At 66.9% G+C, this 25,929-nt stretch carries 27 protein-coding genes, 3 tRNA genes and 1 pseudogene; 20 read left to right on the top strand and 11 right to left on the bottom strand.

Annotation, left to right across the window (positions count from 1 at the left end; all coding sequences use genetic code 11):
- Positions 1–3 precede the first annotated feature (3 nt).
- Positions 4–825, top strand: coding sequence for a glycine-rich domain-containing protein (locus WKW82_RS30955; RefSeq protein ID WP_422823637.1), 822 nt, complete (start codon positions 4–6; stop codon positions 823–825).
- Positions 826–991: 166 nt separating this feature from the next.
- Here WKW82_RS30955 and ppnP read toward each other — a convergent pair whose 3' ends face one another.
- The 3 genes from ppnP to WKW82_RS30940 all read right to left on the bottom strand — a co-directional run bounded on the left by ppnP (position 992) and on the right by WKW82_RS30940 (position 2,368).
- Complete coding sequence (gene ppnP, locus WKW82_RS30950) at positions 992–1,309, bottom strand: pyrimidine/purine nucleoside phosphorylase (protein WP_340346605.1); 318 nt, start codon at positions 1,307–1,309, stop codon at positions 992–994.
- 28 nt (positions 1,310–1,337) lie between these two features.
- Positions 1,338–1,886 (bottom strand): hypothetical protein, encoded by a 549-nt coding sequence (locus tag WKW82_RS30945; RefSeq protein WP_340346604.1) that lies wholly within the window; start codon positions 1,884–1,886, stop codon positions 1,338–1,340.
- Between the two features lie 116 nt (positions 1,887–2,002).
- Positions 2,003–2,368, bottom strand: a complete 366-nt coding sequence (locus tag WKW82_RS30940) for an ArsC family reductase (protein WP_340346603.1) — start codon at positions 2,366–2,368, stop codon at positions 2,003–2,005.
- Positions 2,369–2,414: 46 nt separating this feature from the next.
- Between WKW82_RS30940 and folC the strand changes: the two genes are divergently transcribed.
- The 9 genes from folC (at position 2,415) to WKW82_RS30895 (ending at position 9,806) form a co-directional block, all read left to right on the top strand.
- Positions 2,415–3,710 carry a bifunctional tetrahydrofolate synthase/dihydrofolate synthase gene (gene folC, locus WKW82_RS30935; RefSeq protein WP_422823636.1) on the top strand — a complete coding sequence of 432 codons (1,296 nt, stop codon included), beginning with the start codon at positions 2,415–2,417 and terminating at the stop codon, positions 3,708–3,710.
- Between the two features lie 82 nt (positions 3,711–3,792).
- The gene (locus WKW82_RS30930) at positions 3,793–4,746 is read left to right on the top strand and encodes an SPOR domain-containing protein (RefSeq protein ID WP_340346602.1); all 954 of its coding nucleotides are present in this window, start codon (positions 3,793–3,795) and stop codon (positions 4,744–4,746) included.
- A 12-nt stretch (positions 4,747–4,758) separates the two neighbouring features.
- On the top strand, positions 4,759–5,244 hold the full coding sequence (locus WKW82_RS30925; RefSeq protein WP_340346601.1) for a CvpA family protein: 486 nt from the start codon (positions 4,759–4,761) through the stop codon (positions 5,242–5,244).
- 12 nt (positions 5,245–5,256) lie between these two features.
- Positions 5,257–6,774, top strand: coding sequence for an amidophosphoribosyltransferase (gene purF / locus WKW82_RS30920; protein WP_340346600.1), 1,518 nt, complete (start codon positions 5,257–5,259; stop codon positions 6,772–6,774).
- Between the two features lie 8 nt (positions 6,775–6,782).
- On the top strand, positions 6,783–8,000 hold the full coding sequence (locus WKW82_RS30915; RefSeq protein ID WP_340346599.1) for an O-succinylhomoserine sulfhydrylase: 1,218 nt from the start codon (positions 6,783–6,785) through the stop codon (positions 7,998–8,000).
- Between the two features lie 5 nt (positions 8,001–8,005).
- On the top strand, positions 8,006–9,394 hold the full coding sequence (gene gltX / locus WKW82_RS30910) for a glutamate--tRNA ligase (RefSeq protein ID WP_340346598.1): 1,389 nt from the start codon (positions 8,006–8,008) through the stop codon (positions 9,392–9,394).
- Positions 9,395–9,470: 76 nt separating this feature from the next.
- Positions 9,471–9,546, top strand: a tRNA-Ala gene (locus WKW82_RS30905).
- 37 nt (positions 9,547–9,583) lie between these two features.
- A tRNA-Glu gene (locus tag WKW82_RS30900) sits at positions 9,584–9,659 on the top strand.
- Positions 9,660–9,729: 70 nt separating this feature from the next.
- Positions 9,730–9,806 (top strand) — tRNA-Asp (locus WKW82_RS30895).
- 387 nt (positions 9,807–10,193) lie between these two features.
- On the opposite strand, the gene WKW82_RS30890 is transcribed toward WKW82_RS30895, so the two are convergent.
- The 5 genes from WKW82_RS30890 to WKW82_RS30870 form a co-directional block, all read right to left on the bottom strand.
- Positions 10,194–10,868 carry a sulfate/molybdate ABC transporter ATP-binding protein gene (locus WKW82_RS30890; RefSeq protein ID WP_340346597.1) on the bottom strand — a complete coding sequence of 225 codons (675 nt, stop codon included), beginning with the start codon at positions 10,866–10,868 and terminating at the stop codon, positions 10,194–10,196.
- A gap of 9 nt (positions 10,869–10,877) precedes the next feature.
- Positions 10,878–11,531 (bottom strand): molybdate ABC transporter permease subunit, encoded by a 654-nt coding sequence (gene modB, locus WKW82_RS30885; protein ID WP_340346596.1) that lies wholly within the window; start codon positions 11,529–11,531, stop codon positions 10,878–10,880.
- Between the two features lie 12 nt (positions 11,532–11,543).
- On the bottom strand, positions 11,544–12,308 hold the full coding sequence (gene modA / locus WKW82_RS30880) for a molybdate ABC transporter substrate-binding protein (RefSeq protein ID WP_340346595.1): 765 nt from the start codon (positions 12,306–12,308) through the stop codon (positions 11,544–11,546).
- A 180-nt stretch (positions 12,309–12,488) separates the two neighbouring features.
- Positions 12,489–12,983 carry a tRNA (N6-threonylcarbamoyladenosine(37)-N6)-methyltransferase TrmO gene (gene tsaA / locus WKW82_RS30875; RefSeq protein WP_340346594.1) on the bottom strand — a complete coding sequence of 165 codons (495 nt, stop codon included), beginning with the start codon at positions 12,981–12,983 and terminating at the stop codon, positions 12,489–12,491.
- A 106-nt stretch (positions 12,984–13,089) separates the two neighbouring features.
- The gene (locus tag WKW82_RS30870) at positions 13,090–13,953 is read right to left on the bottom strand and encodes an SDR family oxidoreductase (protein WP_340346593.1); all 864 of its coding nucleotides are present in this window, start codon (positions 13,951–13,953) and stop codon (positions 13,090–13,092) included.
- Positions 13,954–14,042: 89 nt separating this feature from the next.
- Between WKW82_RS30870 and WKW82_RS30865 the strand changes: the two genes are divergently transcribed.
- From WKW82_RS30865 to WKW82_RS30850, 4 genes and pseudogenes are all read left to right on the top strand, one after another.
- Complete coding sequence (locus WKW82_RS30865) at positions 14,043–14,444, top strand: winged helix-turn-helix transcriptional regulator (RefSeq protein WP_340346592.1); 402 nt, start codon at positions 14,043–14,045, stop codon at positions 14,442–14,444.
- The gene (locus tag WKW82_RS30860) at positions 14,444–15,301 is read left to right on the top strand and encodes a methylglyoxal synthase (RefSeq protein WP_340346591.1); all 858 of its coding nucleotides are present in this window, start codon (positions 14,444–14,446) and stop codon (positions 15,299–15,301) included. The genes WKW82_RS30865 and WKW82_RS30860 overlap by 1 nt, the downstream gene beginning before the upstream one ends.
- A complete protein-coding gene (locus WKW82_RS30855; protein ID WP_340346590.1) occupies positions 15,298–16,044 on the top strand; it encodes a TOBE domain-containing protein in 747 nt (248 codons plus the stop codon). The genes WKW82_RS30860 and WKW82_RS30855 overlap by 4 nt, the downstream gene beginning before the upstream one ends.
- Positions 16,045–16,054: 10 nt before the next feature.
- Positions 16,055–16,138, top strand: a pseudogene (locus WKW82_RS30850) (helix-turn-helix domain-containing protein); the annotation flags it as partial.
- Positions 16,139–16,196: 58 nt separating this feature from the next.
- Here the strand turns inward: WKW82_RS30850 and WKW82_RS30845 are convergent.
- Genes WKW82_RS30845 through WKW82_RS30835 form a run of 3 tightly spaced genes read right to left on the bottom strand, consistent with a single transcriptional unit; the run spans position 16,197 to position 19,027 of the window.
- Positions 16,197–17,108: a bestrophin family protein gene (locus WKW82_RS30845; protein ID WP_340346589.1), complete on the bottom strand. Its 912-nt coding sequence runs from the start codon at positions 17,106–17,108 to the stop codon at positions 16,197–16,199.
- A gap of 33 nt (positions 17,109–17,141) precedes the next feature.
- The gene (locus tag WKW82_RS30840) at positions 17,142–17,906 is read right to left on the bottom strand and encodes a substrate-binding domain-containing protein (protein WP_340346588.1); all 765 of its coding nucleotides are present in this window, start codon (positions 17,904–17,906) and stop codon (positions 17,142–17,144) included.
- The gene (locus tag WKW82_RS30835; protein ID WP_340346587.1) at positions 17,903–19,027 is read right to left on the bottom strand and encodes a helix-turn-helix domain-containing protein; all 1,125 of its coding nucleotides are present in this window, start codon (positions 19,025–19,027) and stop codon (positions 17,903–17,905) included. The genes WKW82_RS30840 and WKW82_RS30835 overlap by 4 nt, the downstream gene beginning before the upstream one ends.
- A 176-nt stretch (positions 19,028–19,203) precedes the next feature.
- Between WKW82_RS30835 and WKW82_RS30830 the strand changes: the two genes are divergently transcribed.
- The 6 genes from WKW82_RS30830 (at position 19,204) to WKW82_RS30805 (ending at position 25,917) form a co-directional block, all read left to right on the top strand.
- Positions 19,204–19,698 carry a (2Fe-2S)-binding protein gene (locus tag WKW82_RS30830; protein WP_340346586.1) on the top strand — a complete coding sequence of 165 codons (495 nt, stop codon included), beginning with the start codon at positions 19,204–19,206 and terminating at the stop codon, positions 19,696–19,698.
- 16 nt (positions 19,699–19,714) lie between these two features.
- Entirely contained in the window at positions 19,715–22,159 is a 2,445-nt protein-coding gene (locus WKW82_RS30825) for a xanthine dehydrogenase family protein molybdopterin-binding subunit (protein WP_340346585.1), read from the top strand.
- Between the two features lie 23 nt (positions 22,160–22,182).
- The gene (locus WKW82_RS30820; RefSeq protein ID WP_340346584.1) at positions 22,183–22,971 is read left to right on the top strand and encodes an FAD binding domain-containing protein; all 789 of its coding nucleotides are present in this window, start codon (positions 22,183–22,185) and stop codon (positions 22,969–22,971) included.
- Positions 22,972–23,109: 138 nt separating this feature from the next.
- Positions 23,110–24,030, top strand: a complete 921-nt coding sequence (locus WKW82_RS30815; RefSeq protein ID WP_340346583.1) for an AAA family ATPase — start codon at positions 23,110–23,112, stop codon at positions 24,028–24,030.
- A 7-nt stretch (positions 24,031–24,037) separates the two neighbouring features.
- Complete coding sequence (locus WKW82_RS30810; RefSeq protein WP_340346582.1) at positions 24,038–25,231, top strand: vWA domain-containing protein; 1,194 nt, start codon at positions 24,038–24,040, stop codon at positions 25,229–25,231.
- Positions 25,232–25,272: 41 nt separating this feature from the next.
- Positions 25,273–25,917: an SRPBCC family protein gene (locus WKW82_RS30805; RefSeq protein WP_340346581.1), complete on the top strand. Its 645-nt coding sequence runs from the start codon at positions 25,273–25,275 to the stop codon at positions 25,915–25,917.
- The last annotated feature ends 12 nt before the right edge of the window (positions 25,918–25,929 follow it).

Below are 25,929 nucleotides of genomic sequence, written 5' to 3'. Positions count from 1 at the left end.
ACGATGAGCGTATTGCCGACACTCAACTTTCGTCGTCGCATCAACCTGCTGGTGTGGACGAAACGGCTGTCCTTGCTTGGCGGCCTTCTTGCGGCATTCGTGCTGTTTGCCAGCGGCCGATTTGGCTGGGCCGTGGCATTGCTCGTCGTCACCGTGCTCCTGAACGGCGCGCTCAAGTCCTGGCAAATGAGCGTGCGCCGCCAGTTCATCCGCGAGGCGGAATTCCCGCCCTTCATCGTCCGCAAGTTGATGGCCGCCTTCCCGCAACTGCGGCGAGGCGACGCGGACCTCGTGCTGCGCGGGCTGCGCCAGTTCTTCATGGCGCACCTGCGTTCAGGCCGCCAGTTCGTCGCGATGCCCTCCAAGGTGGTGGACGAGGCCTGGCACGAGTACATCCTGCACACGCGCGGCTACCAGCTTTGGTGCGAGGCAGCCTTCGGCGGCATGCTGCATCACACGCCGGCCGAGGTGCTCGGCAACGATGCGCGGCGCAACGACGGCCTGCGCCGCACGTGGTACTGGGCCTGCAAGGAGGAGAGCATCGACCCGCGCAAACCCTCCCGGCTGCCCTTGCTGTTCGCGCTCGATGCCAAGTTCGACGTCGAAGGCGGCTTCAAGTACACGCCCGACTGCAGCGCCATCGACCGCGCCGCCGGCTCCGACGCGTATTGTGGGACCGGCTTCAGCGATTCCGGTGGAGGCTCCGGCGACGCGGGCGGCTTCGGCGGCAGCGAGTCGTCCTCTTCGGGCAGTGGCGGGGACAGCGGGGGCGGCGACAGCGGTTCCGGTTGTGGCGGCGGCTGCGGTGGGGGCGGAGGCGACTGATACTCCCTCGCATTCAACCGCATGACTGCGTTGGATCGCCTTGCCGTGCTACAGCACTGTCTGCGGCGCTCCGCCTTGTTCTGCGATTGATTGCAAAGTCGTATGAGCCAGCGACCCGGGCGCAAAAAAGCCACCCGAAGGTGGCTCAGTGAATGGGTCGGACGGTTCAGCCGAAGTGGCAGATATAGCTGTAAGGCTCGCCCGTCACCCGGATCTGGAACGAGGAATCGCCCGGCACACTGAACTTCTCGCCCATGCCGGCCTTCTTCCACTCGGTGCTGCCGCTCAACAGGTATTCGCAGGCGCCGCCTGTGCCTTCCATGATTTCGGGCGCGCCGGTGTTGAAGGTCAGCGTCGAGGGCAGGATCACGCCCACGGACTTGCGGGTGCCATCGGCAAGGGTCAGGGAATGGCTCACGCACTTGCCGTCGAAATAAACATTGGCCTTGGTGGCCACGGCCACGCTCTGGATGGTTTCGGTCATGGGCCGAGTTTAGCGAGCGTGAAATCGCTCAACGCCAGCCGTGGCGGTAGCCGCCGCCACCCCAGCCGCGCGAATAGCCGAAGTTGAGCGACAGCCCGATCGGTGCGGCGATCCAGGGCGACGCATAGCCGTAGCCGTAGGCCGGCTGCACATACACGGGTGCCGCGTAGGCCGGGGCGTAGACGGGGCCACCGTAGACCGGTGCACCATAGGCCGGCCCTGGCGCCCCGCCGGCCCCGACCACCACACCCGGCTCCACCGCCACGTTGTCCCAGTTCTGCGGATTCGGGTCGTTGTAGGCGGCCTGCGGAGGCTGGTTCGGTACCGGCGAAGTGGCCACGCCCATCGGGCTTAGTTGCAGCGCGATGGTCTGGCCGGGCGGGCTGTCGGTGCGCGTGGTGTAGTGCTGGCCGGCATATTCGTAGACCACGCTGTAGCCGGTCTGGCCGCTCGCATCGCGTATCGGCGTGCTGGAGATGACGCGGCCGGAAACCTGCTGCGCCTGGGCCAGCGAGACGGCGCTGCCGAGTGCCCCGACGAGGGCCAGGCCGATGATGATTCGGGTGGGGGTGCGCATGAAATTTCTCCTCAAGAACGCAGCGCTTTCGCTGGTGCTGGCTGGTTGGACGCCAATGCCCGCGCCGGGTTCACTGCTTCACATTCTTTTGCCCGGCTTTGCCGGCAGCTTTACCGTCAAGCCTTCCCCGCGGCATGGGCCGTCCACGCGGCCGGGTCGAAGCCCACCGTTACAACGCGCGCAGGCTGCCATTCGACGACCGGGCGCTTGATCAGCGTCGGATGAGCGGCCAGCACCGCACGCGCCGAGGCCGCATCCACTACCGAGGCGCGGGTCGCCTCGTCCAGTTGCCGCCAGGTGGTGCCGCGCCGATTGAGCAGTGCCTCCCAGCCCGGCGCTTGCAGCCAGCGGTCCAGGGCCGCGTCGGGCAGGCCGTTCTTGCGGAAATCATGGAAGGTGTAGGGCACGCCTTGCGTGTCCATCCAGGTGCGCGCACGTTTGACCGTGTCGCAGTTGGGGATGCCGAAAAGGGTTGTTGTCATCCTGGGATGATGCCGCGTCGGCGGGTCGGCGACAATTCCGCCCGCCATGGAAACCCTCGCCGACTGGCTCGCCCACTGCGAGCAATTGCACGCCAAGAACATCGACCTCGGGCTGGACCGCGTGCGCGCCGTGGCCGACCGGCTCGGCCTGCGCTTCGACTGCCCCGTCATCACGGTGGCGGGCACCAATGGCAAGGGCTCGACCTGCGCCATGCTGGAGTCGATCCTGCGGCATGCCGGCTACCGCACCGGGGTCTACGGCTCGCCGCACCTGGTGCATTTCGAGGAGCGACTGCGACTGCGTGGCGAATCGGTGGAGGCCGCCGCGCTGCTGCCGCACTTCGCCGCCGTCGAAGAGGCCCGCGGATCGACCTCGCTGACGTACTTCGAATTCACCACGCTGGCGCTGCTGCACTGCATGGCGGCCAGCGGCGTCGAGGTCGCGATCCTCGAAGTCGGCCTGGGCGGCCGGCTGGACGCCGTCAACATCATTGATGCCGACTGTTCCGTCATCACCAGCATCGACCTCGACCACATGGATTTCCTCGGGCCGGACCGCGAGAGCATCGGCTTCGAGAAGGCCGGCATCCTGCGCGCCGGCCGTCCCGCCATCGTGAGCGACCCGATGCCGCCCGACAGCGTCATCGCGCATGCGAACGCCATCGGCGCCGATCTCTGGCGCTTCGGCCACGATTTCAATGTGGCCGGCGACAAGCAACAGTGGGGTTGGAGCGGCCGTGGCCGGCGCTACAGCGGGCTGGCCTACCCCGCGCTGCGCGGCGCCAACCAGTTGATCAACGCGGCCGGCGTGCTGGCCGCACTCGAATCGCTGCGGCCGGTGCTGCCGATCACCGCGCAGGCCGTGCGCACGGGGCTGGCGATGGTCGAGTTGCCGGGCCGCTTCCAGATCGTGCCGGGCGAGCCGACGCTGGTGCTTGACGTGGCCCACAACGGCCATGCCGTGGCGGCGCTGGCCGAGAATCTCGACGCGATGGGCTTCTACCCGACCACGCATGCCGTCTTCGGCGTGATGGCCGACAAGGACCTGGCGCCGATCTTTGCCCGCATCGGGCCGCTGATCGACCGCTGGTACTTCACCGACCTGCCGACCCCACGCGCCGCGGCGGGGGCCGATCTGCTGGCGCGCTGGCAGGCGCAGAACACGCGCAAGGACGCGTCCGGCACGCTGTGCGCCAGCCCCATGGAGGCCCTCCAGGCGGCCATCGATCAGGCGGACCCGGCTGATAGAATCGTGGTCTTCGGATCGTTCTTTACCGTCGGCGGCGTGCTCCTGAATGGAACCCCCCGCTTGCAAGCCAGACACCTGTTGCGGGACGCTTGAAATGGGGCCTGAAGGGCCTGACAAGGCCTGATTTCCGCCGCATCATCACACCACGCTGCTCTCCCACAGGAATCGAACTTTCATGGCGTTTTTCAAGTTCCGCGCACGCGGCCAGCAAGGCAACGAAGCCCGCAACGTGGCCGGTGCGGTGCCCGCGGAGAGCGTCGAAACCATGCGCCGCCGCGCCCGCCACCGCCTGCTCGGCGCGGCCGTGCTGGTGCTGCTGGGCGTGGTCGGATTTCCGCTGCTGTTCGACACGCAGCCGCGCCCGGTGGCCGTCGACATCCCGATCGAGATTCCCGACCGCAACAAGGTCAAGCCGCTGGCCTTGCCATCCGCGCCGACCACCTCCGTCGCGCCGGGCAAGGACGCATCGACCCGCGTGGCGGCCGCTTCGCCGGGCGGCATGATCACCGAGGCCGCCGACGGCACGGAAATCATCCCGTCAAAACCGGTGGCCGATGCCGCACCAAAGCCCGAGCAGAAGCCGGAAGCCAAGGCCAAGCCTGAACCGAAACCCGAGGCGAAGCCGGAGGCCAAGCCCGAGCCGAAGAAACCCGAGGCCAAGGTCGAAGCCAAGCCTGAGCGCAAGGCCGAGGTCAAGCCCGAGACAAAGCCCGAAGCCAAGCCCGAAGCCAAGCCCGAAGCCAAGCCCAAGGTCGAGACAAAGGAAGCCAAGGCAGAGGCCAAGCCCGAGCCCAAGACCACCAAGCCGACCGGCGATGACGAAGCTCGCGCGCGTGCCTTGCTCGATGGCCGCTCCGCCGACTCCGCCGCCGCCAAACCCGCTTCTGCCGCCGACGAGGCCGGCCGCTTCGTCGTGCAGGTCGGTGCCTTCGCCGACGCCGACAAGGCGCGCGAGGTCCGCCAGAAGCTGGAGCGGGCCGGGCTGAAGACCTACGCGCACGTCGCGAAGACGGCCGACGGCGATCGCACGCGTGTGCGCGTCGGCCCGTTCAGCACGCGTGCCGATGCCGACAAGGCGGCTGCCCGCGTCAAGGGCCTCGCCCTGTCCGCGGCCGTGCTCACGCTGTAAGCAGCGCATTCCGTGGCGTTGCTGGATTGGGTTGTCGTCGCGCTGCTGTTGCTGTCGGTTCTGGTCGGCATGGTGCGCGGCCTGGTGTTCGAGTTGATGTCGCTGGCGGGTTGGGTCGTGGCCTTCATCTGCGCGCAGTTTTTCGCCGATCCTGTCGCGGCATGGTTGCCGGTCGGCGCGCCTGATGCGGTCTGGCGCTACGCAGTCGCTTTCGTGCTGGTGTTCGTGGCGGTGGCTTTTGCGGCCGGATTGATCACCGCGCTGGTGCGCAAGATGGTTGTGGCGGCCGGGCTTCGGCCGGTCGATCGCACCCTGGGTGCCGGTTTTGGTTTTGTGCGTGGAGCCGTTGCCTTGCTGGCGGTGGCTACAGGGATCCACCTTTTTTCGCTGAACGACAGTGCGTGGTGGCGCGAGTCGCGCAGTGCCACTGTTCTGGATACGGCATTGCAGGCGATCAAGCCTGCGTTGCCGGAGAAATTGGCAAGCTACTTGCCCTGAGAGGATCGCTTCATGTGTGGAATCGTCGGCGTTGTCAGCAACGCCCCTGTCAATCAATTGATCTACGACGCGTTGTTGTTGCTGCAGCACCGCGGCCAGGACGCCGCTGGCATCGTGACCCTGCTCGACCGCAAGTTCTTCATGCACAAGGCCAAGGGCATGGTGAAGGATGTGTTCCGTACCCGCAACATGCGTGCGCTGCCGGGCACTGTCGGCCTGGGCCAGGTGCGATACCCGACCGCGGGCAATGCCTACAGCGAAGAAGAGGCGCAGCCCTTCTACGTGAACGCGCCCTTCGGCATCGTGCTGGTGCACAACGGCAACCTCACCAACGCGCATGCGCTGCGTGCCGAACTGTTCACGACCGATCACCGCCACACCAACACGGAGAGCGACTCGGAAGTGCTGCTCAACGTGCTCGCGAATGAACTGGAGCGCGCCACGCGCGGCGTTCAGTTGCACACCGACCAACTCTTTGCCGCGGTGAAGAGCATGCACAAGCGGCTGCGCGGCTCCTATGCCGTGGTGTCGTTGATCTCGGGCCAGGGCCTGCTCGCATTTCGCGATCCATACGGCATCCGGCCGCTGTGCCTGGGCCGCAATGCCGAAGGCACTGCCATGGTGGCCAGCGAGTCGGTCGCGCTCGAAGGCCTGGGCTTCAAGTTCGAACGCGACATTGCGCCCGGTGAAGCGGTGTTCATCGACATGCAAGGCCAAGTGCACGCGCACCAGTGCGCCGAGACGCCGACGCTCAACCCCTGCATCTTCGAATTCGTCTACCTGGCGCGCCCCGACTCGACGATGGATGGCATCTCGGTCTACCAGGCCCGATTGAACCTGGGTGAAACGCTGGCCAAGCGCGTGGTCTCCACGGTGCCGCCGAGCGACATCGACGTGATCATCCCGATCCCCGAGTCGAGCCGCCCGAGCGCGACGCAACTTGCGCACCTGCTCGGCATCCCCTACCGCGAAGGCTTCGTCAAGAACCGCTACGTCGGCCGCACCTTCATCATGCCGGGGCAGGGCGAGCGCAAGAAGTCGGTGCGCCAGAAGCTCAACGCCATTGCCAGCGAGTTCAAGGGCCGCAACGTGCTGCTGGTCGACGACTCCATCGTGCGCGGCACCACCAGCCGCGAGATCGTGCAGATGGCGCGCGACGCCGGCGCACGCAAGGTCTACCTCGCCAGCGCCGCACCGCCGGTGCGCTACCCGAACGTCTACGGCATCGACATGCCGACCAAGGGCGAACTGGTGGCCCATGACCGCACCATCGAGGAGATCCGCGCCCTCATCGGCTGCGACGCGCTGATCTACCAGGACGTCGATGCGATGAAGCGCGCCGTCATGAAGGCCGCACCCGCGACGACCGGCGCATCCAAGTTCGCGGGCCTCGAGGCCTCCTGCTTCGACGGCTACTACGTGACCGGCGACATCGACACCGATGCAATCAACCGCATGAACAACAACCGTCCGCGTGTCGAAGAAACCGAGGAAGACGCCTCCCGCCTCGCGCTGCCCAACCTGAACTGAAAGACGCCGTGACCCATCGATCCCTGCCCGCGGGCCTGCACCGCGACACGCTGGCGGTGCGCACGGCCCTGGAGCCGAGCCAGTACGGCGAGAACTCCGAGGCGTTGTTCCTCACCAGCAGCTTCGTGCAGCCCGACGCCGAGACCTCGGCGCGACGCTTCGCGGGCACGGAGGAGGGCTTCACCTACACCCGCACCTCCAACCCGACCGTGACCAGCTTCGAGCGCCGCCTCGCCGCGCTGGAGGGCACGGAAGCGGCGATCGGCGCATCGAGCGGCATGGGCGCGATCCTCATGATGTGCATGGGCCTGCTCAAGGCCGGTGACCATGTCGTGAGCTCGCGTTCGTTGTTCGGTTCGACCTTCAACCTGCTCGGTCGCGAGTTCGCGAAGTTCGGCGTGGAGACCACCTTTGTCTCTCAGTCGGATGTGGCCGAATGGCGCGCCGCTGTACGACCCAACACCAAGCTGCTGTTCGCCGAGACGCCGACCAACCCGCTGACCGAAGTCTGCGACATCCGCGCGCTGGCCGACATCGCGCATGGCGTTGGCGCATTGCTCGCGGTCGACAACTGCTTCTGCTCGCCCGCGTTGCAGCGCCCCGTGGAATTCGGCGCCGATCTCGTGCTGCATTCCGGCACCAAGTACCTCGACGGGCAGGGCCGCGTGCTGGCCGGTGCGATCTGCACCAGCGCGAAGCTGGTCAATGAAGTGTTTGGCCCCGTGGTGCGCACCGCGGGCATGGCGCTGTCGCCGTTCAATGCGTGGGTTGTGCTGAAGGGCCTCGAGACCTTGAGTCTGCGCATGAAGGCGCACTGCGACAACGCGCTCGCGCTGGCCCGATGGCTGGAGAAGCAGCCTGCGGTGAAGCGCGTCTACTACCCGGGCCTCGCCTCGCATCCGCAGCACGCGCTCGCGATGCAACAGCAGTCGGGGCAGGGCGGCGCGGTGGTGTCCTTCGACGTGCTCGGCGACACGCCCGAGGGAGCACGCGCGAATGCTTTCCACGTGATCGACAGCACCCGTGTGCTGAGCATCACCGCCAACCTCGGCGACACCAAGACCACCATCACCCATCCGGCGACCACCTCGCACGGCCGCCTCTCCGAGCCGCAGCGTCAAGCAGCCGGCATCGGCCAGGGCCTGATCCGCATCGCGGCCGGCCTCGACCACATCGACGACATCCAGGCCGACCTGCTGCGTGGCCTCGGCACGCTCGCCATTTGAATCCCATGACCCGAAAAATCAGAACCCGCATCGCCCCGTCGCCCACCGGCTTCCTGCACTTGGGCACCGCTCGCACCGCTCTCTACTCGTGGGCCTATGCGCGCCATCACGGCGGCGAATTCGTGCTGCGCATCGAGGACACCGACGTGGCCCGCTCGACGCAGGAATCGACCGACCAGATCCTCGCCTCCATGCACTGGCTCGGCCTCGAATACGACGAAGGCCCGATCTACCAGATGCAACGCCTGGCGCGCTACCAGGAAGTCATTGCGCAAATGATTGCGGCGGGCAAGGCCTACCACTGCTACTGCACGCCCGCAGACCTCGAAGCCATGCGCGAAGCGCAGCGCGAGCGCGGCGAGAAGACGTTGTACGACCGCCGCTGGCGCCCTGAGCCCGGCAAGGTGCTGCCGCCAGTGCCGCAAGGCGTGCCGCCCGTGGTGCGCTTCTGCAACCCGGTCGAAGGCGACGTGACCTGGGACGACCTGGTCAAGGGCCCGATCACCATCAACAATCGCGAGATCGACGACCTCATCATCCAGCGCCCCGATGGTGTGCCCACCTACAACTTCGCCGTGGTGGTCGACGACTGGGACATGGCCATCAGCCACGTCTTTCGTGGCGACGAGCACATCAACAACACGCCGTGGCAGATCAACATCTTCAATGCGCTGGGCGCACCGCTGCCGCAGTTCGGCCATGTGCCGGTGATCTTGGGCGATGACGGTCAAAAACTCTCCAAGCGCCGTGGCGCCGTGAGCGTCACCGCCTACGAAGAGAATGGCTACCTGCCCGAAGCCATGCTGAACTACCTCGCGCGCCTCGGCTGGAGTCACGGCGACGACGAGTTGTTCTCACGCGAGCAACTGGTGCAATGGTTCGACGGCACGCACCTGTCGAAGAGCCCCGCGCAATGGGACGCGGCCAAATTGAGCTGGGTCAATTCGCACTACATCAAGCAGATGGACAACGCTGCGCTGGCCGAACTGGTGGGCGCGCAGCTGAAGAAGCGCGGCATCACCGCCGACGCGCGCCTCGCCGACATCTGCGCGCTGTTCAAGGACCGTTGCGACACCACCGTCGCGCTTGCGAACTGGGCCGCCAGCTTCTATGCCGACGTGACGGCCAGCGACGCCGATCGCGCGCAGCACCTGACCGATGCAGTGCGCCCCGCCATCGCTGCGCTCGCCGACAAGTTGGCGGATGTCCAGTGGGACAAATTGACCATCGCCGCTGCCATCAAGGAAGTGCTGGCTGCACATGGCCTTAAAATGCCGGCTCTCGCCATGCCGGTGCGTGTACTTGTTCTCGGAACGCCGCAGACACCGTCACTGGATGCAGTGCTCGCATTGTTTTCTCGTGAAACTATTTTGACGAGATTGAGAACAGCCTGATTTTCGGTATATAATTTGAGGCTCGACACGCAGGAGCAGGGGCTCAGCGATACAGACGAAAGTCTTGTTGAAATTTGGGGGTATAGCTCAGCTGGGAGAGCGCTTGCATGGCATGCAAGAGGTCATCGGTTCGATCCCGTTTACCTCCACCAAAGTTTCTTGTCGAGTCGGAAGATGTTCCAAGGTTTTGACCCTATCGTCTAGAGGCCTAGGACACCACCCTTTCACGGTGGCTACCGGGGTTCGAATCCCCGTAGGGTCGCCAAATTGACTTCGGTCAGCGAGGCACAAGTGGCAACACTTGGCTCTGTTTTCAGAGTGAACGTTGTCTACCAGGAGTGGTAGTTCAGTTGGTTAGAATACCGGCCTGTCACGCCGGGGGTCGCGGGTTCGAGTCCCGTCCACTCCGCCAAATTGCAAGCCCCTGTAGCTTCCCGCTGCAGGGGCTTTTTGGTTGTTGGCGCGTTGGGAGATGCCTGCCTGCGGGCCGTGCTTCTGCCCTTTTCGGACTGGATGCGGGCGTTCTTTGTCTGCGGCTGTGAACGAAAAGCGCGCGTCTGAAGATGCATGTCGGACATCCTGAATAACGGTGCTTGAACGGAGTCGCTGCGTCGTGCCTGCGCCGGCTGGTTGATGGCGGTCGAGGCCCTTTCATGAGTCTGCGTGCATCGCCGGGACCGCAGCCGCAGTGAAAATCATGGGCGAGTGGCGAAGCCCGTTCAGGCCCCTGGTGAACTGCCTGCCAGCGGGGCACGCCCACGCAAGGCGGGAGATCCTGCAGGCGTTGTGAGACCTCAAATCATTCAGCCAGCACGACGTGGCCATTGTCCAGTTGGACAGTGCTCTGCGCCAGCGCCTCCACATCGTGCGGATCGTGCGTCACCAGCAGCGTCGGCACCTGCACGCGCTCCAGCATCTCGGCCAGTTCAGCGCGAAGCCGGGTGCGCAATGCCGTGTCCAGCGCGGACAGTGGCTCGTCCAGCAGCAGCAGGCGCGGGTTCGGCGCCAGCGCACGGGCCAGTGCCACGCGTTGTTTCTGGCCGCCCGAGAGATGCCGCGGGTAGGCACGGGCGAGTTTGTCCAGGTCGAACTGGTGCAGCAGTTCGCCGATACGGGCCGTGGTCGCGGGCGGCACGGCAGCGCCGAGCCGGTGCATGCCGAACAGGATGTTCCGTTCGACCGTCATGTGGGGGAACAGCGCGTAGTCCTGGAACACGAAGCCGATGCGGCGCTCGCGTGCCGGCAGGTCAATGCCGGCTGCGGTGTCGAGCAAGGTGAAATCGCCCAGGCGCACATGCCCCTTGGCGCCCGGCACCAACCCGGCCACCGCCAGCAGCACGGTCGACTTGCCAGCGCCTGATGGCCCGAGCAGGGCGGTGCGCATCGAGGCCGTGCCGAAGCGCGCATGCAGTTCGAAGTCCCGCTCGTCCGAATGCAGGGCGACGCGCAAGTCGATGTCGAGCAGGGCCGTCATATCCGACGCTCAGTGCTTCGCCTGCAACAGCCGGCCCGAAATCACCAGCACCACGATGCAAACCACCGAGATCACCGCGGTAAGCCACAGCGCCTGCGCGTCATTGCCGGCCTGCACCGCGTCATACACGGCGATGGAAAGCGTTTGCGTCTTGCCCGGCAGGTTGCCGGCAATCATCAGTGTGGCGCCGAACTCGCCCATGGCCCGCGCAAAGGCCAGCATCAGGCCGGCCGCGATGCCGCGCAGCGCCAGCGGAAGGCTGACGCGCAGGAACACTTCGAGTTCCGCGGCACCGAGCGTGCGCGCCGCATGCGCGAAGCGGCTGTCCACATCCTCGAAGGACGCGCGCGCCGCCTTGTAGATCAGCGGCAGCGAAACGATCGAGGCCGCGATCACCGCACCCTGCCAGGTGAAGATGAGGTTGATGCCGAACCACCGGTCCAGGTACTGGCCGAACACGCCGTTGCGGCCGATCAGAACGATCAGGTAGTAGCCGAGCACCGTCGGCGGCAGGACCATCGGCAGCATCAGCACGGCATCGACGATCCCTTGTCCGGGGAAGCGCCGCCGCGACATCCACCAGCCCATGCCGATGCCCGCCACGCCCGCGAGCAGCGTGGCGATCAGCGCGACCTTGAGGGTGAGCCAGAGGGGAACGAGCAATGTCGAAGGTTCTCAGGGCTTCGAGAAGCCGTAGCGGCCGAGGATCTCCTGCCCCTCGGCGCCGCGCACGAAGGCGATGAAGGACTTGGCCGTTGCCGCGTTCTTGCTCGAGGCCAGTTGCGCGATCGGGTAGCTGATGGGGGTGCCGGTCGGGACGGTCAGCGCGATCTTCGTCTTGTCGCGCTCGATCAGTGCATCGGTGCGGTAGACAAAGCCGGCATCGACCTCGCCGCGCGCGACGTAGTTGAGCACCTGTCGCACGCTCTCGCCGTAGATCCATTTCGGTTCCAGTGCAGCGGTGAGGCCGGCTTGCTGTACCGACTCCATCGTGTAGCGGCCGACGGGCACCGAGGCGGGCGTACCGGTGGAAATGCGCTTGTAGCTGGCGCCGGCCAGGTCGCCCAACTGCTGCGGTGGGGTGGTCGTGGTGGCGGGAACGACCAGCACCAGCGTGTTGTGCGCGAAGTCGGCACGCGTGCCCTCGGCGATCAGCTTGGCGGCGACGGCGCGGTTCATGGTCTCCTGGTCGGCGGAGGCGAAAACGTCGACCGGTGCGCCCTGCGTCATCTGCGCCAGCAATGCGCCGGAGGCGGCGAAGTTGAATGTTGCCTTGGTGCCGGGCTGCGCCTTCTCGAAAGCCTTGCCGACTTCCTGGAAGGCGTTCGTCAGGCTGGCCGCGGCCGACACCACGATCTCCTGCGCCTGCGCGGCCACAGCGACGAGCGAGAGGGCGGCCATCACGGCGGCGGTGCGCAGCGAGCAAGGGCAGGTCTTCATGGCGGGCGTCCTTTCACGTCGAGCGCTATTCATCATTGGAATAGCGGATCATATCGTCGTCCCTGCGCACGCGCGTCCGGCTTGATCGGCGTGTTCGAGCGTGAATGACCAGGAGGAGCCGGTGTCAGATGACCTCTGCCGCGCATGCCGAGGGGTGGATGGCCGCGTGGCCAACCGCTGTCAGGTCATGCGGCGGTCCGCCAGCGCGGTAGGCAAGGCTTCCAGCTTGTCGGCGAACCAGCCGATGCGCTCGGTTTGGCGCACGTCGAAGCGCGGTACGTAGGGCTTGATGTCGAGCACCGGCGTGCCGTCGACCATGTCGTTGCCGCTGAAGTGCAGGGTGGCGCCCTCGACGCGCAGCAAGCGCACGATCGACAGGCCGAGCCGGTTCGGCCGCGTCGGCGATCGCGTGGCGAAAACGCCGTGCGACGCGGTGTCGAGGAAGGGCGTGACCTCCAGCGGCTCGCGCGTGCAGAGGTGCATGTGCGTGATGAGGGTCAGGTAGTCGAAGCCTTCGATGTCGCGCAGGCCGGGTGCGAAGTCCGCGTGGACCTCCAGGCGCGCCATGTCTTGCGACGCCACCGCCTGGATCGGCATGCCCTCGACCTGCTTGAAGAGACTGCGCACGAAGCCGATGGGGCGGCAGGTGATGGGATCGAGGTCTGTGGTTGTCATGGCATGTCGAGGCCGTGGAGCGACGGGCATGCAGACGATGCGTTTTCTGCGGCGCAGGAGCCTGCACTGTCGCGTGGGTGGTTCGCGAAAGTGTAGGCGTGCGTATTCAGCCCGCCAATGCCGCCATGGTCGTCCCCACTGTCGCCGCCAAAGGTGTGGTCGCGTGGCCGATGAGTTGGCTCAGTTGCCGGCCATCGTCGAACAACGCACCCTTCGATACGCCTGCGTCAGAGTTGGCGAGCATCGCGGCGATCGGCTCCGGAAGGCCGAATCCGAGCAGCGCGGCCTTGTGCTCCGTCTCGGACAGGTTCTTGTAGAGCACCGGCTTGCCCGATTGCCTGGCGATCTCGGCGGCCAGTTCGGTCAAGGTGTAGGCGCTGTCGCCGGCCAGTTCGTAGATGGCGCCGGCCGGGTTGTCGCGGGTCAGCACGGCGGCGGCCGCTTCGGCGTAGTCGGCGCGCGCGGCCGAGGCGATGCGCCCGTCGCCGGCGCTGCCGATCAGCGTGCCGCTTGCGAGGGCGGCACCTGTCCAGCCGGTGTAGTTCTCGGTGTACCAGCCGTTGCGCAGCACCACGAAAGGCACGCCCGATTCCTTGAGCATGACTTCGGTCGCGAGGTGCTCGGCGGCCAGGCTCAGGGGCGAGTTGTCGGCCCGGAGGATGCTGGTGTAGGCGATGAGTTTCACGCCCGCGGCCTTGGCCGCATCGATGGCGGCGCGGTGTTGCGGCGCGCGTTGTCCGACTTCGCTGGAGGAGATCAGCAGCAGCTTGTCAGCGCCGGCGAAGGCGGTGCGCAAGGTGTCGGGCTTCGTGTAGTCGGCTTGGCGGACGGCAATGCCGAGCGCGGCGAGGTCCTTCGCCTTGTCGGGGCTGCGCACGGCTGCGACGATATCGCTTGCGGGAACGCTGCGCAGCAGCGCCTTGATGACGAGGCGGCCCAGTTGGCCGGTGGCGCCTGTGACGACGATCATGATTCGATTGACCTTGTGATGACGGGGAGGGAACGGCAGAATAGCGCCCTAACTCACTTTTTGTAAGTACGCACCAAAAGGTTAGCTTGATGAAATCGATTGCCGAAACGATCCGGCGCGGCGAACTCCTGTCGGCCGAATGTCCCTCGCGCGAGGTGCTGAAGCATGTGACCAGCCGCTGGGGCGTGTTGTTGCTCGTGGTGTTGCTGGGCGGCACGCATCGCTTCAGCGAATTGCATCGCAAGATCGGCGGCGTGAGCGAGAAGATGCTGGCGCAGACGCTGAAGTGGCTGGAGCAGGACGGGCTGGTGTTGCGCAAGTCCTATGCGACTGTGCCGCCGCACGTCGAATACAGCCTGACGCCGCTGGGCCTGGAAGTCGGCAAGCGCGTGGAGTCGCTCGCGGACTGGATCGAGTTCAACCTGCCGCGGATCATGGAAGTGCGGCAGCAAACAAGTGCCGTCGAGGCGATGGAAGAGAGGGTGTCGTGATGCGCTTCGGACTGGTTGCCCATCGGCTGCATCGGCAGCGCGTCGACGGTGCGCTCGTGCGCTGGGCGCGCGCTTGCGAGGCTGACATCCGCACGCTCGGGCTGGGACTGCACGCGGTCGGCGGTACCTATGACGCGTTGGTCGGGCAGCAACTGTTGTCCGGTGCAGCCTCGCTGGTGCGGCTGCCCTCCGGCGTCGAGGGCGGCGTGATGCGGCTGGCTTCTTGCATCGCGGGCGGGTTGTCGCCAGCGGATGAACTCGATGGCGTCATCTACTTCATCGATCCGGTCGACCCCTCGTCGCTGTACCCGGAGACACAGGCGCTCAAGCGGCAATGCGTGATCCACGGCAAGCCCTTCATCTCCACCGCGGCCGGCGCGATGGAGTGGGTCGCGGTGGAACTGGCGCTCGCCGGCAAGGGCGACACGGGCTTTGCGGCCGCCACGAGCAGGCAGACCGTCGCGTTGATCGCGCACGATGCCTTGAAGCAGCGCATGGTCGAGTTCGCGTCCACGCATTTCGACCTGCTCTCCCGCTTCGCGACGCGCATCGGCACGGGCACCACGGGTGGCTTGCTCAACGACCTGGCCTGGTCGCGTGGCTGGCCGGCGGGCGTGCCCTGGGTCACGCGCTACCTGAGCGGGCCGATGGGCGGCGACGCGCAGATCGCCGAGCTGGTGCTGGACCGGCGTTGCGACAAGGTCATCTTTTTCGAGGACCCGCACGTCGCGCGTCAGCACGAGGCCGACATCCAGTTGCTGGAGCGGGCCGTCTGCGCCGCCACCCACGACACCACCTGCTTCAACTCGCCGGCCACGGCCGAGCGATGGGCCGCCGCCAGCACAATCCGCGGATGACCCTTCCCCGTTTCAGCGATGCGCTCGGCCACGGCATGAGCGACAAGCGCATCGACATCCTGCGCGGCGTGGGCCGCACCGGCAGCATTTCCCAGGCCGCACGCGAGGCCGCGGTGAGCTACAAGGCGGCGTGGCAGGCGATCGCGACCTTGACCAATCTCGCGGGCGTGCCGCTGGTCGAGCGTTCGGTCGGTGGTGCCGGCGGCGGTGGTGCGGCGTTGACCGAAGAAGGGCGGCAATTGCTGACCCTGGCCGAGGCGCACGAGGCGGCGCGGCGCGCCGTGCAGTCGGGCGGTCACGCGTCGGCTGCCATGGCCCGGCTGTCGATCCGCACCAGCATGCGCAACCAGCTGCCGGCCACAGTGAGCGCACTGGAACGCAACGGGCGCGTCGTCCGCGTGTGCATGCAATTGCCCGATGGCGACGGCCTCGCGGCGCGCATCACGCAGGAAAGCGCCGAGCTGCTCGGACTCGCCGAGGGCATGAGCGCCATCGCGCTGTGCAAGGCGACGGCGGTGCGCGTGGAGCGGATCGATTCCGCAGCCCCGCCACAGGGCAATCAACTGAGCGGCACGGTGGCGCGCATCGCTCGCGACATCGACAGCGGCGACGAGGTGGTGGTCGCGCTGGCCGGTGGCTTGCAGGTGGTGGGCTTTGCCACGGGCGGCAGCGGCTTGCGCGCGCGTCAGCGGGTGACGGCGGTGGTCGACGAGTCCGCGGTGGTCATCGCGTTGCCGGGCTGAGCGAGCCGGCGGCAATCAGTCGGAGGCTGCGCGGCGGCTGGGCGTCTCGCGCGTGGGACTGATTAAGAAGCTGACGCGTCTGGGCTTGCGCTGATTCGCCAAGCGCAGGCCGCACAACGCCAGGAGCGTTTGGCAACGGCCGCCTCGTGGCTTCAGCGCAGGATGAACCGATCCGGCTGCGCCACGACCACCGGCTGCGGCTCGCCGATCATCTCTCTCAAGGTCGACTCGATCATGGCCGACATCGCCTCCAGCGCCAGGTCGTTGGGCTGAATGCCAAACGGCTCCTCCAGTTCCGCCCCCAGCGCCTCCAGCGCAAAGAAGGTGTAGGCAATGAAGGCCACGATCACCGGCGTCATCGGCCCGATCGCATCGACCAGGCCGAAGGGCAGCAGCACGCAATACAGGTAGATCGTGCGGTGGATGATGACCGCATAGGTGAACGGGATCGGCGTGCTGGCGATGCGCTCGCAGCCGCCCAACGCATCGGTCAATCGCCCCAGCGGCGTTTCCATGGCCGGTACCAGCGCCGGTTCGATGGCACCGCGCTGGCGCCGATCGCGCAGCCATTCGCCGGCCATCAGCAACAGCATCGCCGGCTTGAAGCGCGCGGCCTGCAGACGCGCGCGGTCTTCGGCGGACAGCAGCCGTTCCAGGTCCGCCGACGGGTCCGTCCCGCGCAACTGATGACGCAGCGCATGCACGAACGCGATCAGCCGTACCGTGAGCAGCGGCACATCGGCCGGCGCGTCGGCCAGCGTCAGAGCTTGCCGCACCAGCGCGCGCGTTTCGTTGAGCACGCTGCCCCAGAGCGTGCGTGCTTCCCAGTAGCGCGCGTAGCTCGTGCCGTTGCGAAAGCCCAGGAAGATCGCCAGCGTCAGCCCGATGAGCGAGAAGGGCACGAAGTTGAGCGGAATCTTCCACTCGAACAGCCTGCCGTGGAGCACCGTCACCAGGATCGCGAAAGCCGTGGTCCCGAGCAACTGCGGCAGGATGTCCGGCAGCACCGAGCCCCGCCAGACGAACAGCATGCGCAGCCAGTGGGGACGCGGGCGGACGATCATGGGGTGGACGGATCGGCGCTTTCAGGAACCTCGTCAGGGCGCATCCATGCCCTTGTCCTTCATGACCGCCCTGGCCTCGGGTCCGCCGAGCATCTGCAGGAAGGCCTTGGCCGCACCGGCGTCCGTCGCGGCCGCACTCACGCCACCCGCATACACCGTGTAGTTCTGGATGTCCGCCGGAATGGCCCCGAGCACCGTCACGCCCGGCACGGAGAGCAATTCGCTGATCTGCTGCAGCGCGATGTCGGCCTCGCCGCTGACCAGGCGCTGCGCGGCCAGCCCGCCGGGCACCAGCACGGCCTTGGCCTTGATCTGCCCCGCGATGCCCATCTTCTCGAACAGCGACATGAGGTAGATGCCGCTCGAGCCGCCGGCCGCTGGGTCGATCATCGCCACCGCGCGCGCCTTCAGCAGCGATTGCTGGAACGCGGCAACGCTGCCGACGTCCGGCACCGGCGCTCCCTGCTTGATGGCCACGCCGATGCCCACGCGCGCCACCGCGACCGAGCTGCCTGCCGCCATCTTGCCGGCCTGCACGAGTTGCTCGACGCCAGGCGGTGTGAGGATCGCCACGTCGAACGCCTCGCCGCCCGCAATACGCTTGGCCAGCCCGCCGGCCGTGTCGCTGTCGATGACGACCTTGTGTCCCGTGCGCTGCTCGAACAACGGCGCCACCGCCACGACCACCGGCTTGAAAGCGCCCGCGCTCAGCACCTTGATCTCGGCCGCCACCGCGTGAGCCGCCACGGCCACCCCTGCCACAAGGCCAACGACGGCGGCGCGAAGAGCCCGCTTCATCGGCCGCCGCGCGCCAGCTTGCGGTAGACGGTCGCGCGGCTGATGCCGAGCACGCGCGCCGCCTCGGCGACATTGCCGCGGGCATCGCTGACCGCCTTGCGGATCAGCGCGGATTCGACATCGCGCAGCCGCGTGCGTGGTGCGGCAGCGGCGGAGAACCTCATCCCCGCGCCACTGTCCCGGCCGGCCTGGGGTCGTGCTTGCAGGCGCAATCCCGACCAGAGCGGCACCTCGATCACGGCCCCGTCGTCGCGACGCGCCGCGTCATCCAGCAAGGTCCACGGCAGGGCGAACAAATCGCTGGCGTGCAGCGGCGAGGATGAAGCTGCGGTCATGGCGGACTGGTTCACCATCTCCCGCGCCGCCGCGTTGCTGGCCGTCACATGACCGTCACTGTCCAGACACAGCAGGCCCTCGGACTCCGCATGCCCGCCCCAGCCGGGCCAGTTCAAGCGCACCAGCAGGTCGTGCGGTTGCCGCAGCACCAGCGCGTTCTCGATGCTGCGCGCCGAGAGCGCGGCCAGTTGCTTGAGTTCCGGCCGCTCCACCGCATTCACCGCACTCAGGTCCAGCATGCCGACACACTGCCCGTCATGCCCGAACAGCGGCGCGCCCGCGCAACTGAACACGCTGGTGTCATCGAAGAAGTGCTCATTGCGGTGCAGCCACACCGGCTGCAATTCCGACAACGCGGCGCCGATGGCGGTGGTGCCGACGGCGCGCTCCGACAGGTCGACGCCGACGCGCGCGATGTTGGTGGCCACTGGCTCCGCATTCGACGGAAGCCCGCGCGTGTCGATCACGACGCCGTGTGCATCGGTCAGGATCGCGAAGTAGCCGGTGTCGGCAATCGCGCGCGCCAGCCTGTCGAGCACCGGCCCCGCCGCCGCGACGAGACCCCGATTGCGCTCGGACATGCGGCGCGCATGCTGCACCGACACGGCATCGAAACTCACGCGCTGCTGCGGCCTGTGGCCGGCCGAGAGGCAGCGCAGCCACGAGCGTGAAATCCAGGGTGCGACGCGGGAACTGTCGGTGGCGGCGGCGTCGATCACTTCGCGGCGCGCCTGGGCGACTTGCGCGGTGCGTTCAGGCTGCAGGGCGGGAGCGGTGGAATGCATCGAGGGGAAGGGGTCTGCGGACAGGCCCGAATGTGGGTGCGCTGTTGCATTTTGAGAATTTAAGAGCAAGCCTGCAATCGTCTAGGGTTTTGCCTAGCATCCGCCTGCGGACCCGCGCCGAAGATTCAACTCGCCGAATTCGGCCATCAGCCATCCCCATAAAAGGAGTCAGCCAAATGCAGGTCAAGCTCACGGTCAACGGCCGCGCGGTCACAGTCGACGCGCCGCCCAATACCTTCCTCGTGCACGCCATCCGCGAGCATCTTCACCTGACCGGCACCCACGTCGGCTGCGATACGGCCCAGTGTGGCGCCTGCACCGTCCACGTCAACGGCCGCGCGGTCAAGTCCTGCAATGTGCTGGTCGGCCAGGTCGCCGACGCGAACATCACCACCATCGAAGGCATCGCTCAGCCCGACGGCACCATGCACCCGATGCAGTCCGCCTTCAAGGAATGCCATGGCCTGCAATGCGGCTTCTGCACGCCCGGCATGGTCATGAGCGCCATCGACCTGTGCACCCACCATCCCAAGTCCAGCGAGACCGAGATCCGCTCCCTGCTCGACGGCAACCTGTGTCGCTGCACCGGCTACCAGAACATCGTCAAGGCGGTGAAGATGGGCGGCGAGGCGATGCTCGCCGCGCCCGCCAAAGCCACCGTCCCGGCCTGAACGAGGAGCACACGACATGGGTGCTTCCGACTTTGCCAACCTGCCGCACATCGGCGACTCGGTCCGTCGCAAGGAAGACTATCGCTTCCTGACCGGCGCCGGCAACTACACCGACGACATCAATCTCGCGCAGCAGTCGCATGCCGTCTTCGTGCGCTCGCCACACGCGCACGCCACCATCAAGTCCGTCGACATCGCCGAGGCGATGAAGATGCCTGGCGTGATCGGCATCTTCTCGGGCAAGGACATCGAGGGAAAGATGGGCGGCCTGCCTTGTGGCTGGCTCATCAACAACCCCGACGGCACGCCGATGAAGGAGCCGATGCACCCGATCCTCGCGATCAAGAAGGTGCGCTACGTCGGTGACCACGTCGCCATCGTCGTCGCAGAAACCATCGAGCAGGCCAAGAACGCGGCCGAGGCCGTGATGGTCGACTACGACGTGCACACGCCGGTCGTCAGCGTGGCCGACGCAGCGAAGAAAGCCAGCGGCGTGACCATCCACGACGAGGCGCCGGACAACCAGTGCTACAAGTGGGTGCTCGGTGACAAGGGCGCGGTGGATGCCGCCTTTGCCAATGCCGCGCACGTGACCAAGCTGGACCTGGTCAACAACCGCCTCATCCCCAACGCCATCGAGCCCCGCGTCGCCATCGGCAGCTACAGCCGCGCGACCGAGGAATACGTGCTCTATGTGTCGAACCAGAACCCGCACGTCGAGCGCCTGCTGATGACGGCCTTCGTGCTGGGCCTGCCCGAGCACAAGGTGCGCGTGATCGCGCCGGACGTGGGCGGCGGCTTCGGCTCGAAGATCTACCTCTATGCGGAGGACGTGGCGCTGACCTGGGCATCGAAGCAGCTCAACCGCAGCATCAAGTGGGTGGCCGAGCGTTCGGAGTCCTTCCTCAGCGACGCACATGGCCGCGACCACGTCAGCCATGCCGAAATGGCGATGGACAAGGATGGCAAGTTCCTGGCCCTGCGCGTGCACACCGACGCGAACCTCGGCGCCTACCTGTCGACCTTCGCGACCGCCGTGCCGACCATCCTCTACGCCACGCTGCTGGCCGGCCAGTACGCCACGCCGCAGATCTACGTCGAGGTCGATGCCTGGTTCACCAACACCGCGCCGGTCGATGCGTACCGCGGGGCAGGTCGTCCGGAAGCGACCTACCTGCTGGAACGCCTCGTCACCCGCTGCGCTTGGGAGATGAACCTGAAGCAGGACGAGATCCGTCGCCGCAACTTCATCAGCAGCTTCCCGTACCAGACCCCCGTGGCGCTGCAATACGACACGGGCGACTTCCCGCCGCTGCTCGACCGCGCCAACGAACTCGGCGAGGTCGCCGGCTTCGACGCCCGCCGGGCCGAGAGCGAGAAGAACGGCAAGCTGCGCGGCATCGGCTACTCCAGCTACATCGAAGCCTGCGGGATCGCGCCGTCGAACGTGGCGGGTGCGCTCGGTGCGCGTGCCGGCCTGTTCGAAGCCGGCGAAGTGCGCGTGCATCCGACCGGCAGCGTGACCATCTTCACCGGCTCGCACAGCCACGGCCAGGGCCATGAGACGACCTTCGCGCAGCTGGTGGCGGCACGCCTCGGCATCGCGGTGGAAGCCGTCGATGTCGTGCATGGCGACACCGGCCGCGTGCCCTTCGGCATGGGCACCTACGGCTCGCGCTCGCTGGCCGTCGGCGGCACGGCGATCATGAAGGCCCTCGACAAGATCGAGACCAAGGCCAAGAAGATCGCCGCGCATCTGCTGGAGGCCAGCGATGCCGACATCGAGTTCGCCAACGGCGAGTTCACCGTCAAGGGCACCGACAAGAAGATCCCCTTCGGCCAGGTGGCGCTGGTGGCCTATGTGCCGCACAACTACCCGCTCGACAAGCTGGAGCCGGGCCTGAACGAAACCGCGTTCTACGACCCGACCAACTTCACTTACCCGGCCGGCACCTACATCTGCGAGGTGGAGATCGACAAGGGCACCGGCGAGGTCAAGATCGACCGCTTCACCGCGGTGGACGACTTCGGCACCATCATCAACCCGATGATCGTCGAGGGCCAGGTGCAGGGCGGCATCGTGCAGGGCATCGGCCAGGCGCTGATGGAGAACTGCGTGTACGACCACGAGACGGGCCAGCTCCTCACCGGCAGCTTCATGGACTACGCCATGCCGCGCGCCGAGGACTTCCCCAACTTCAAGCTGGACACGCTGAGCACCCCCTGCACGCACAACCCGATCGGCTCCAAGGGCTGCGGCGAGGCGGGCGCGATCGGCTCGCCACCCGCGGTCATCAACGCCGTGCTGGATGCGCTCGCGCCGCTCGGCGTGAAGGACTTCGACATGCCCGCATCGCCACACCGCGTGTGGGAAGCCATGCAGAAGGGCAGCACCACGCCCACGCAGCAACCTGAAACCCCGTCGCTGGCCGCCAGCACGCAAGGCCGTCCGGCCGTCTAAGACAAAAGAAGGAAAAACAAACCATGTACGCCTTCACCCTCGAACGTCCCGCCTCCGTCGCCGATGCCGTCAAGCTGGCTGGCGCGGGCGGCAAGCCGCTGGCCGGCGGCCAGACCCTGCTGGCCTCGATGAAGCTGCGCCTCTCGGCGCCCGAGCAACTCGTCGACCTGAGCGGCATCAAGGAACTCACCGGCATCAAGAAGGACGGCAACACGCTCGTCGTCGGCGCCATGTCGCGCCACCTCGACGTGGCCAACAACGCCGACGTCAAGGCCGCCTACCCGGCGCTGGCCAACCTGGCCTCGCGCATCGGCGACCGTCAGGTGCGTGCCATGGGCACCATCGGCGGCTCGGTGGCCAATAACGATCCGGCTGCGTGCTATCCGAGCGCGGTGCTCGGCTCGGGCGCGACCATCGTCACCAGCAAGCGCGAGATCGCGGCGGACGACTTCTTCCAGGGGCTGTTCACGACCGCCTTGGAAGAGGGCGAGCTGATCACCGCGATCCGCTTCCCGATCCCGAAGAAGGCGGTCTACGAGAAGCTGCGCCAGAAGGCCTCGCACTTCCCGCTGGTCGGCGTGTTCCTCGCGCAATACGACGGCGGCGTGCGCGTGGCCGTCACCGGCGCGGGCAATGGCGTGTTCCGGCACAAGGGGCTGGAGGACGCGCTGAACAAGAGCTTCACGCCGGAGTCGGCAGCCTCGGTGAAGATCGATTCGAGCGAGTTGAATTCCGACTTGCACGCATCGGCAGCCTATCGCGCCAACCTGATCAGCGTGCTCACGCAGCGCGCAGTCAAGGCGCTGGTGTAGTTGCCCCAAGGTCAGCGCGACATTCGCGCGCGACTTTCACCCTCCCACCGGGGAACACCTTCGGGCCGGCGATGCCGGTCCCGGGGTGTTTCCCACGGTCCCCACGGGAAGCGAGTGAACTCGCGGTAAAAAGACAACATGACTTCCCAAACGCCGACCGCTCCCTTCGCCTCCATCGACGCGGTCACGCAAGCCTTGCAGGCGGCCGGCTACTTCGCCGACCGCCGACTGGCAACGGCCGTCTTCCTCGCGCTCAAGCTGCAGCGTCCGCTGTTGCTGGAAGGCGAGCCCGGCGTCGGCAAGACCGAACTGGCCAAGGCGCTCTCGAAAGCGCTTGAGCGCGAACTGTTGCGCTTGCAGTGCTACGACGGCCTGGAGCAGCGCGAGGCGCTCTACGAATGGAACTACGCCGCGCAACTGCTGCACATGCGTGCAGCCGAGGCGCATGGCGCATCCAGCGACATCGAGTCGGAGGTCTACCAACCCCGCTACCTGGTACGCCGCCCTTTGCTGCAAGCCTTGCAGGCCCCCATGCCCGGCGCCGTCCTGCTGATCGACGAAGTCGACCGCGCCGACGAGCCCTTCGAGGCCTTCCTGCTCGAGTACCTCGGCGAATACCAGGTCAGCATCCCCGAACTGGGCACGGTCCGCGCCATCGTGCCGCCCGTCACCATCCTCACCAGCAACCGCACCCGCGAGCTGAACGACGCCGTCAAGCGCCGTTGTCTCTACCACTGGCTCGACTACCCCGAGCGCGAGCGCGAACTGGCCATCGTCCGCGCGCAGGCCCCGCAGGCCGGCGACGTGCTGTCCGCGCAGGTCGCAGCCTTCGTCGGCAAGCTGCGGTCCACGCCGTACCACAACGCCTTCCAGCGAGCCCCCGGCATCGCGGAAAGCGTCGAATGGGCCAAGGCCCTGGTGGCGCTGGACACCCTTGAACTCGACCCCGAAGTCGTGGTCGACACGGCCGGCATCCTCTTCAAGCAACGCGATGACGTGGCCGCGCTGACGCACGCATTGGCCGCCGACCTGCTGAAGCCGGAGGAGGCGGGGGCATGACCAGCACATGCAGCAACTAGGCGACGCCCGCGTCGGCAAGCTCGCCCGCAACATGGCGAGCTTCGGTCGAGCCTTGCGCCGCGCTGGCGTGCGGACCGACTCGGCGCGCATCGCGCTGGCGGCCGAGGCGGCCATGCTGGTCGGCGTCGAGAATCGCTTCGACTTCGCCGCCGCGATGGAATCCGTGATGGTCAGCCGCGAGCAGGACCGCATGGTCTTCCGCGAGCTGTTCGACGCCTGGTTCCGCGACCCGGAGCTGGCCAAGAAGATCCTGCAGCAGATGCTGCCGAGCGCCGAGGGCAAGGCCGAACCGGTCAAGCGCCGCCCGCGCGTGCGTGAGGCGCTGGCCGCACCGCGTGCCAAGGTCATGCCGGCGAAGAACGAGCGCGAGGTCGAGTTCGACACCACCATGACCGCCAGCGACCGGCAACGCATGCAGCATGCCGACTTCAACGCGCTCGGCGCCGCGGAATACCAGCTGGTCGAGCGCCTCGCCCGCGACATCGCCTTGCCCGTGCCCAAGCTGCCCGCGCGCCGCCTGCGCGTCGCCGCTGGCGCCGGCACGCATTCGCGCATGCACTGGCCGGGCGTGCTGCACCAGGCCGCGCGCACCGGCGGCGAGTTGATCCGGCTGCCGCGCCTGGAGCGAAGCAAGCAACCCTTGCCCCTCTTGATCCTGGTCGACGTGTCGGGCTCGATGGAGCGCTACGCTCGCCTTCTGCTGGCCTTCCTGCATGCGGCCACGCGCAGGGCAGGCCAGCGCGACGTGTTCGCCTTCGGCACGCACCTGACCGACCTCACGCCCGCCTTCCGCATCGCCGACACCGACGCCATGCTCGAAGCCGCCAGCGCTGCGATCGACGACTTCGCCGGCGGCACCCGGCTGGGCGGTTCACTGACCCAATTGCGCCGCCGGCACGCAAGAAGACTTGTCGGCCGCCGCACGCTGGTGCTCGTCATCAGCGACGGCCTGGACACCGGCGAGCCGGCCGAACTGGAGCAGGAACTGCTCTGGCTCAAGCGCCATTCGCGCAAGCTGCTGTGGCTCAACCCGCTGATGCGCTACGAGGGCTATGCGCCCCTTGCGCGCGGGGCGGCATTGCTGCACCGCCATGCGGACGCGATGCTGGCGGTCCACAATTTGAGCGCGCTGGAAGAGCTGGCCGCGAGCCTTGCGACATTGATGCGGGCGGGGCGCTAGACCCCGCGACCGCGAACCACAGGACAGAAAAAGGAAACACCATGGAAATGCTCGGCACCCGCCAACTCGGCGTCACCCAACAACAGGCCTGGGAAGCGCTCAACGACCCGGCGACGCTGAAGGCTTGCCTCGCAGGCTGCGACAAGTTCGAGCCCGCCGGCAACGACACCTATGCCGTCGGCATGGCCGTCAAGGTCGGCCCCGTGTCGGCCAAGTTCACTGGCAAGGTCGCGCTGACCGAGATCGTGCCGCCGCAGAGCTACAAGCTGTCCTTCGAAGGGCAGGGCGGCGTCGCCGGCTTCGGCAAGGGCGCATCCAGCGTCTCGCTGACACCCAACGCGGGCGGCTGCGAACTCAGCTACACCGTGCAGGCCCAGGTCGGCGGCAAGATCGCGCAACTGGGCCAGCGGCTGGTCGACGGCGCCGCCAAGTCGATGGCCGACGATTTCTTCAAGCGCTTCGATGCGTTGATGGCGGAGCGCTATCCGGCGCCCGCTGCCGCCGTGGCTGCCAACGACGATGAGGACGACGGCAGCACCTCCTTCGGCAGCATCGATGCACTCGCGCCGCGCAACCGGCCGACGCCGCCATCGAGCGCCCCGTCTGGCGGTTCGAGCCAGAAGTGGATCTGGGTCGTCGTGGCCGTCGTGGTCGCCGTCGGCGCGTACCTCTACATGCGCGGCTAGGAGAACGGCGGC

Source organism: Variovorax rhizosphaerae (assembly GCF_037889975.1).
GTDB lineage: Bacteria > Pseudomonadota > Gammaproteobacteria > Burkholderiales > Burkholderiaceae_C > Variovorax > Variovorax rhizosphaerae.
Note: the sequence above shows the minus strand (reverse complement) of the source record. Positions and strands in the feature narration are given on the sequence as shown.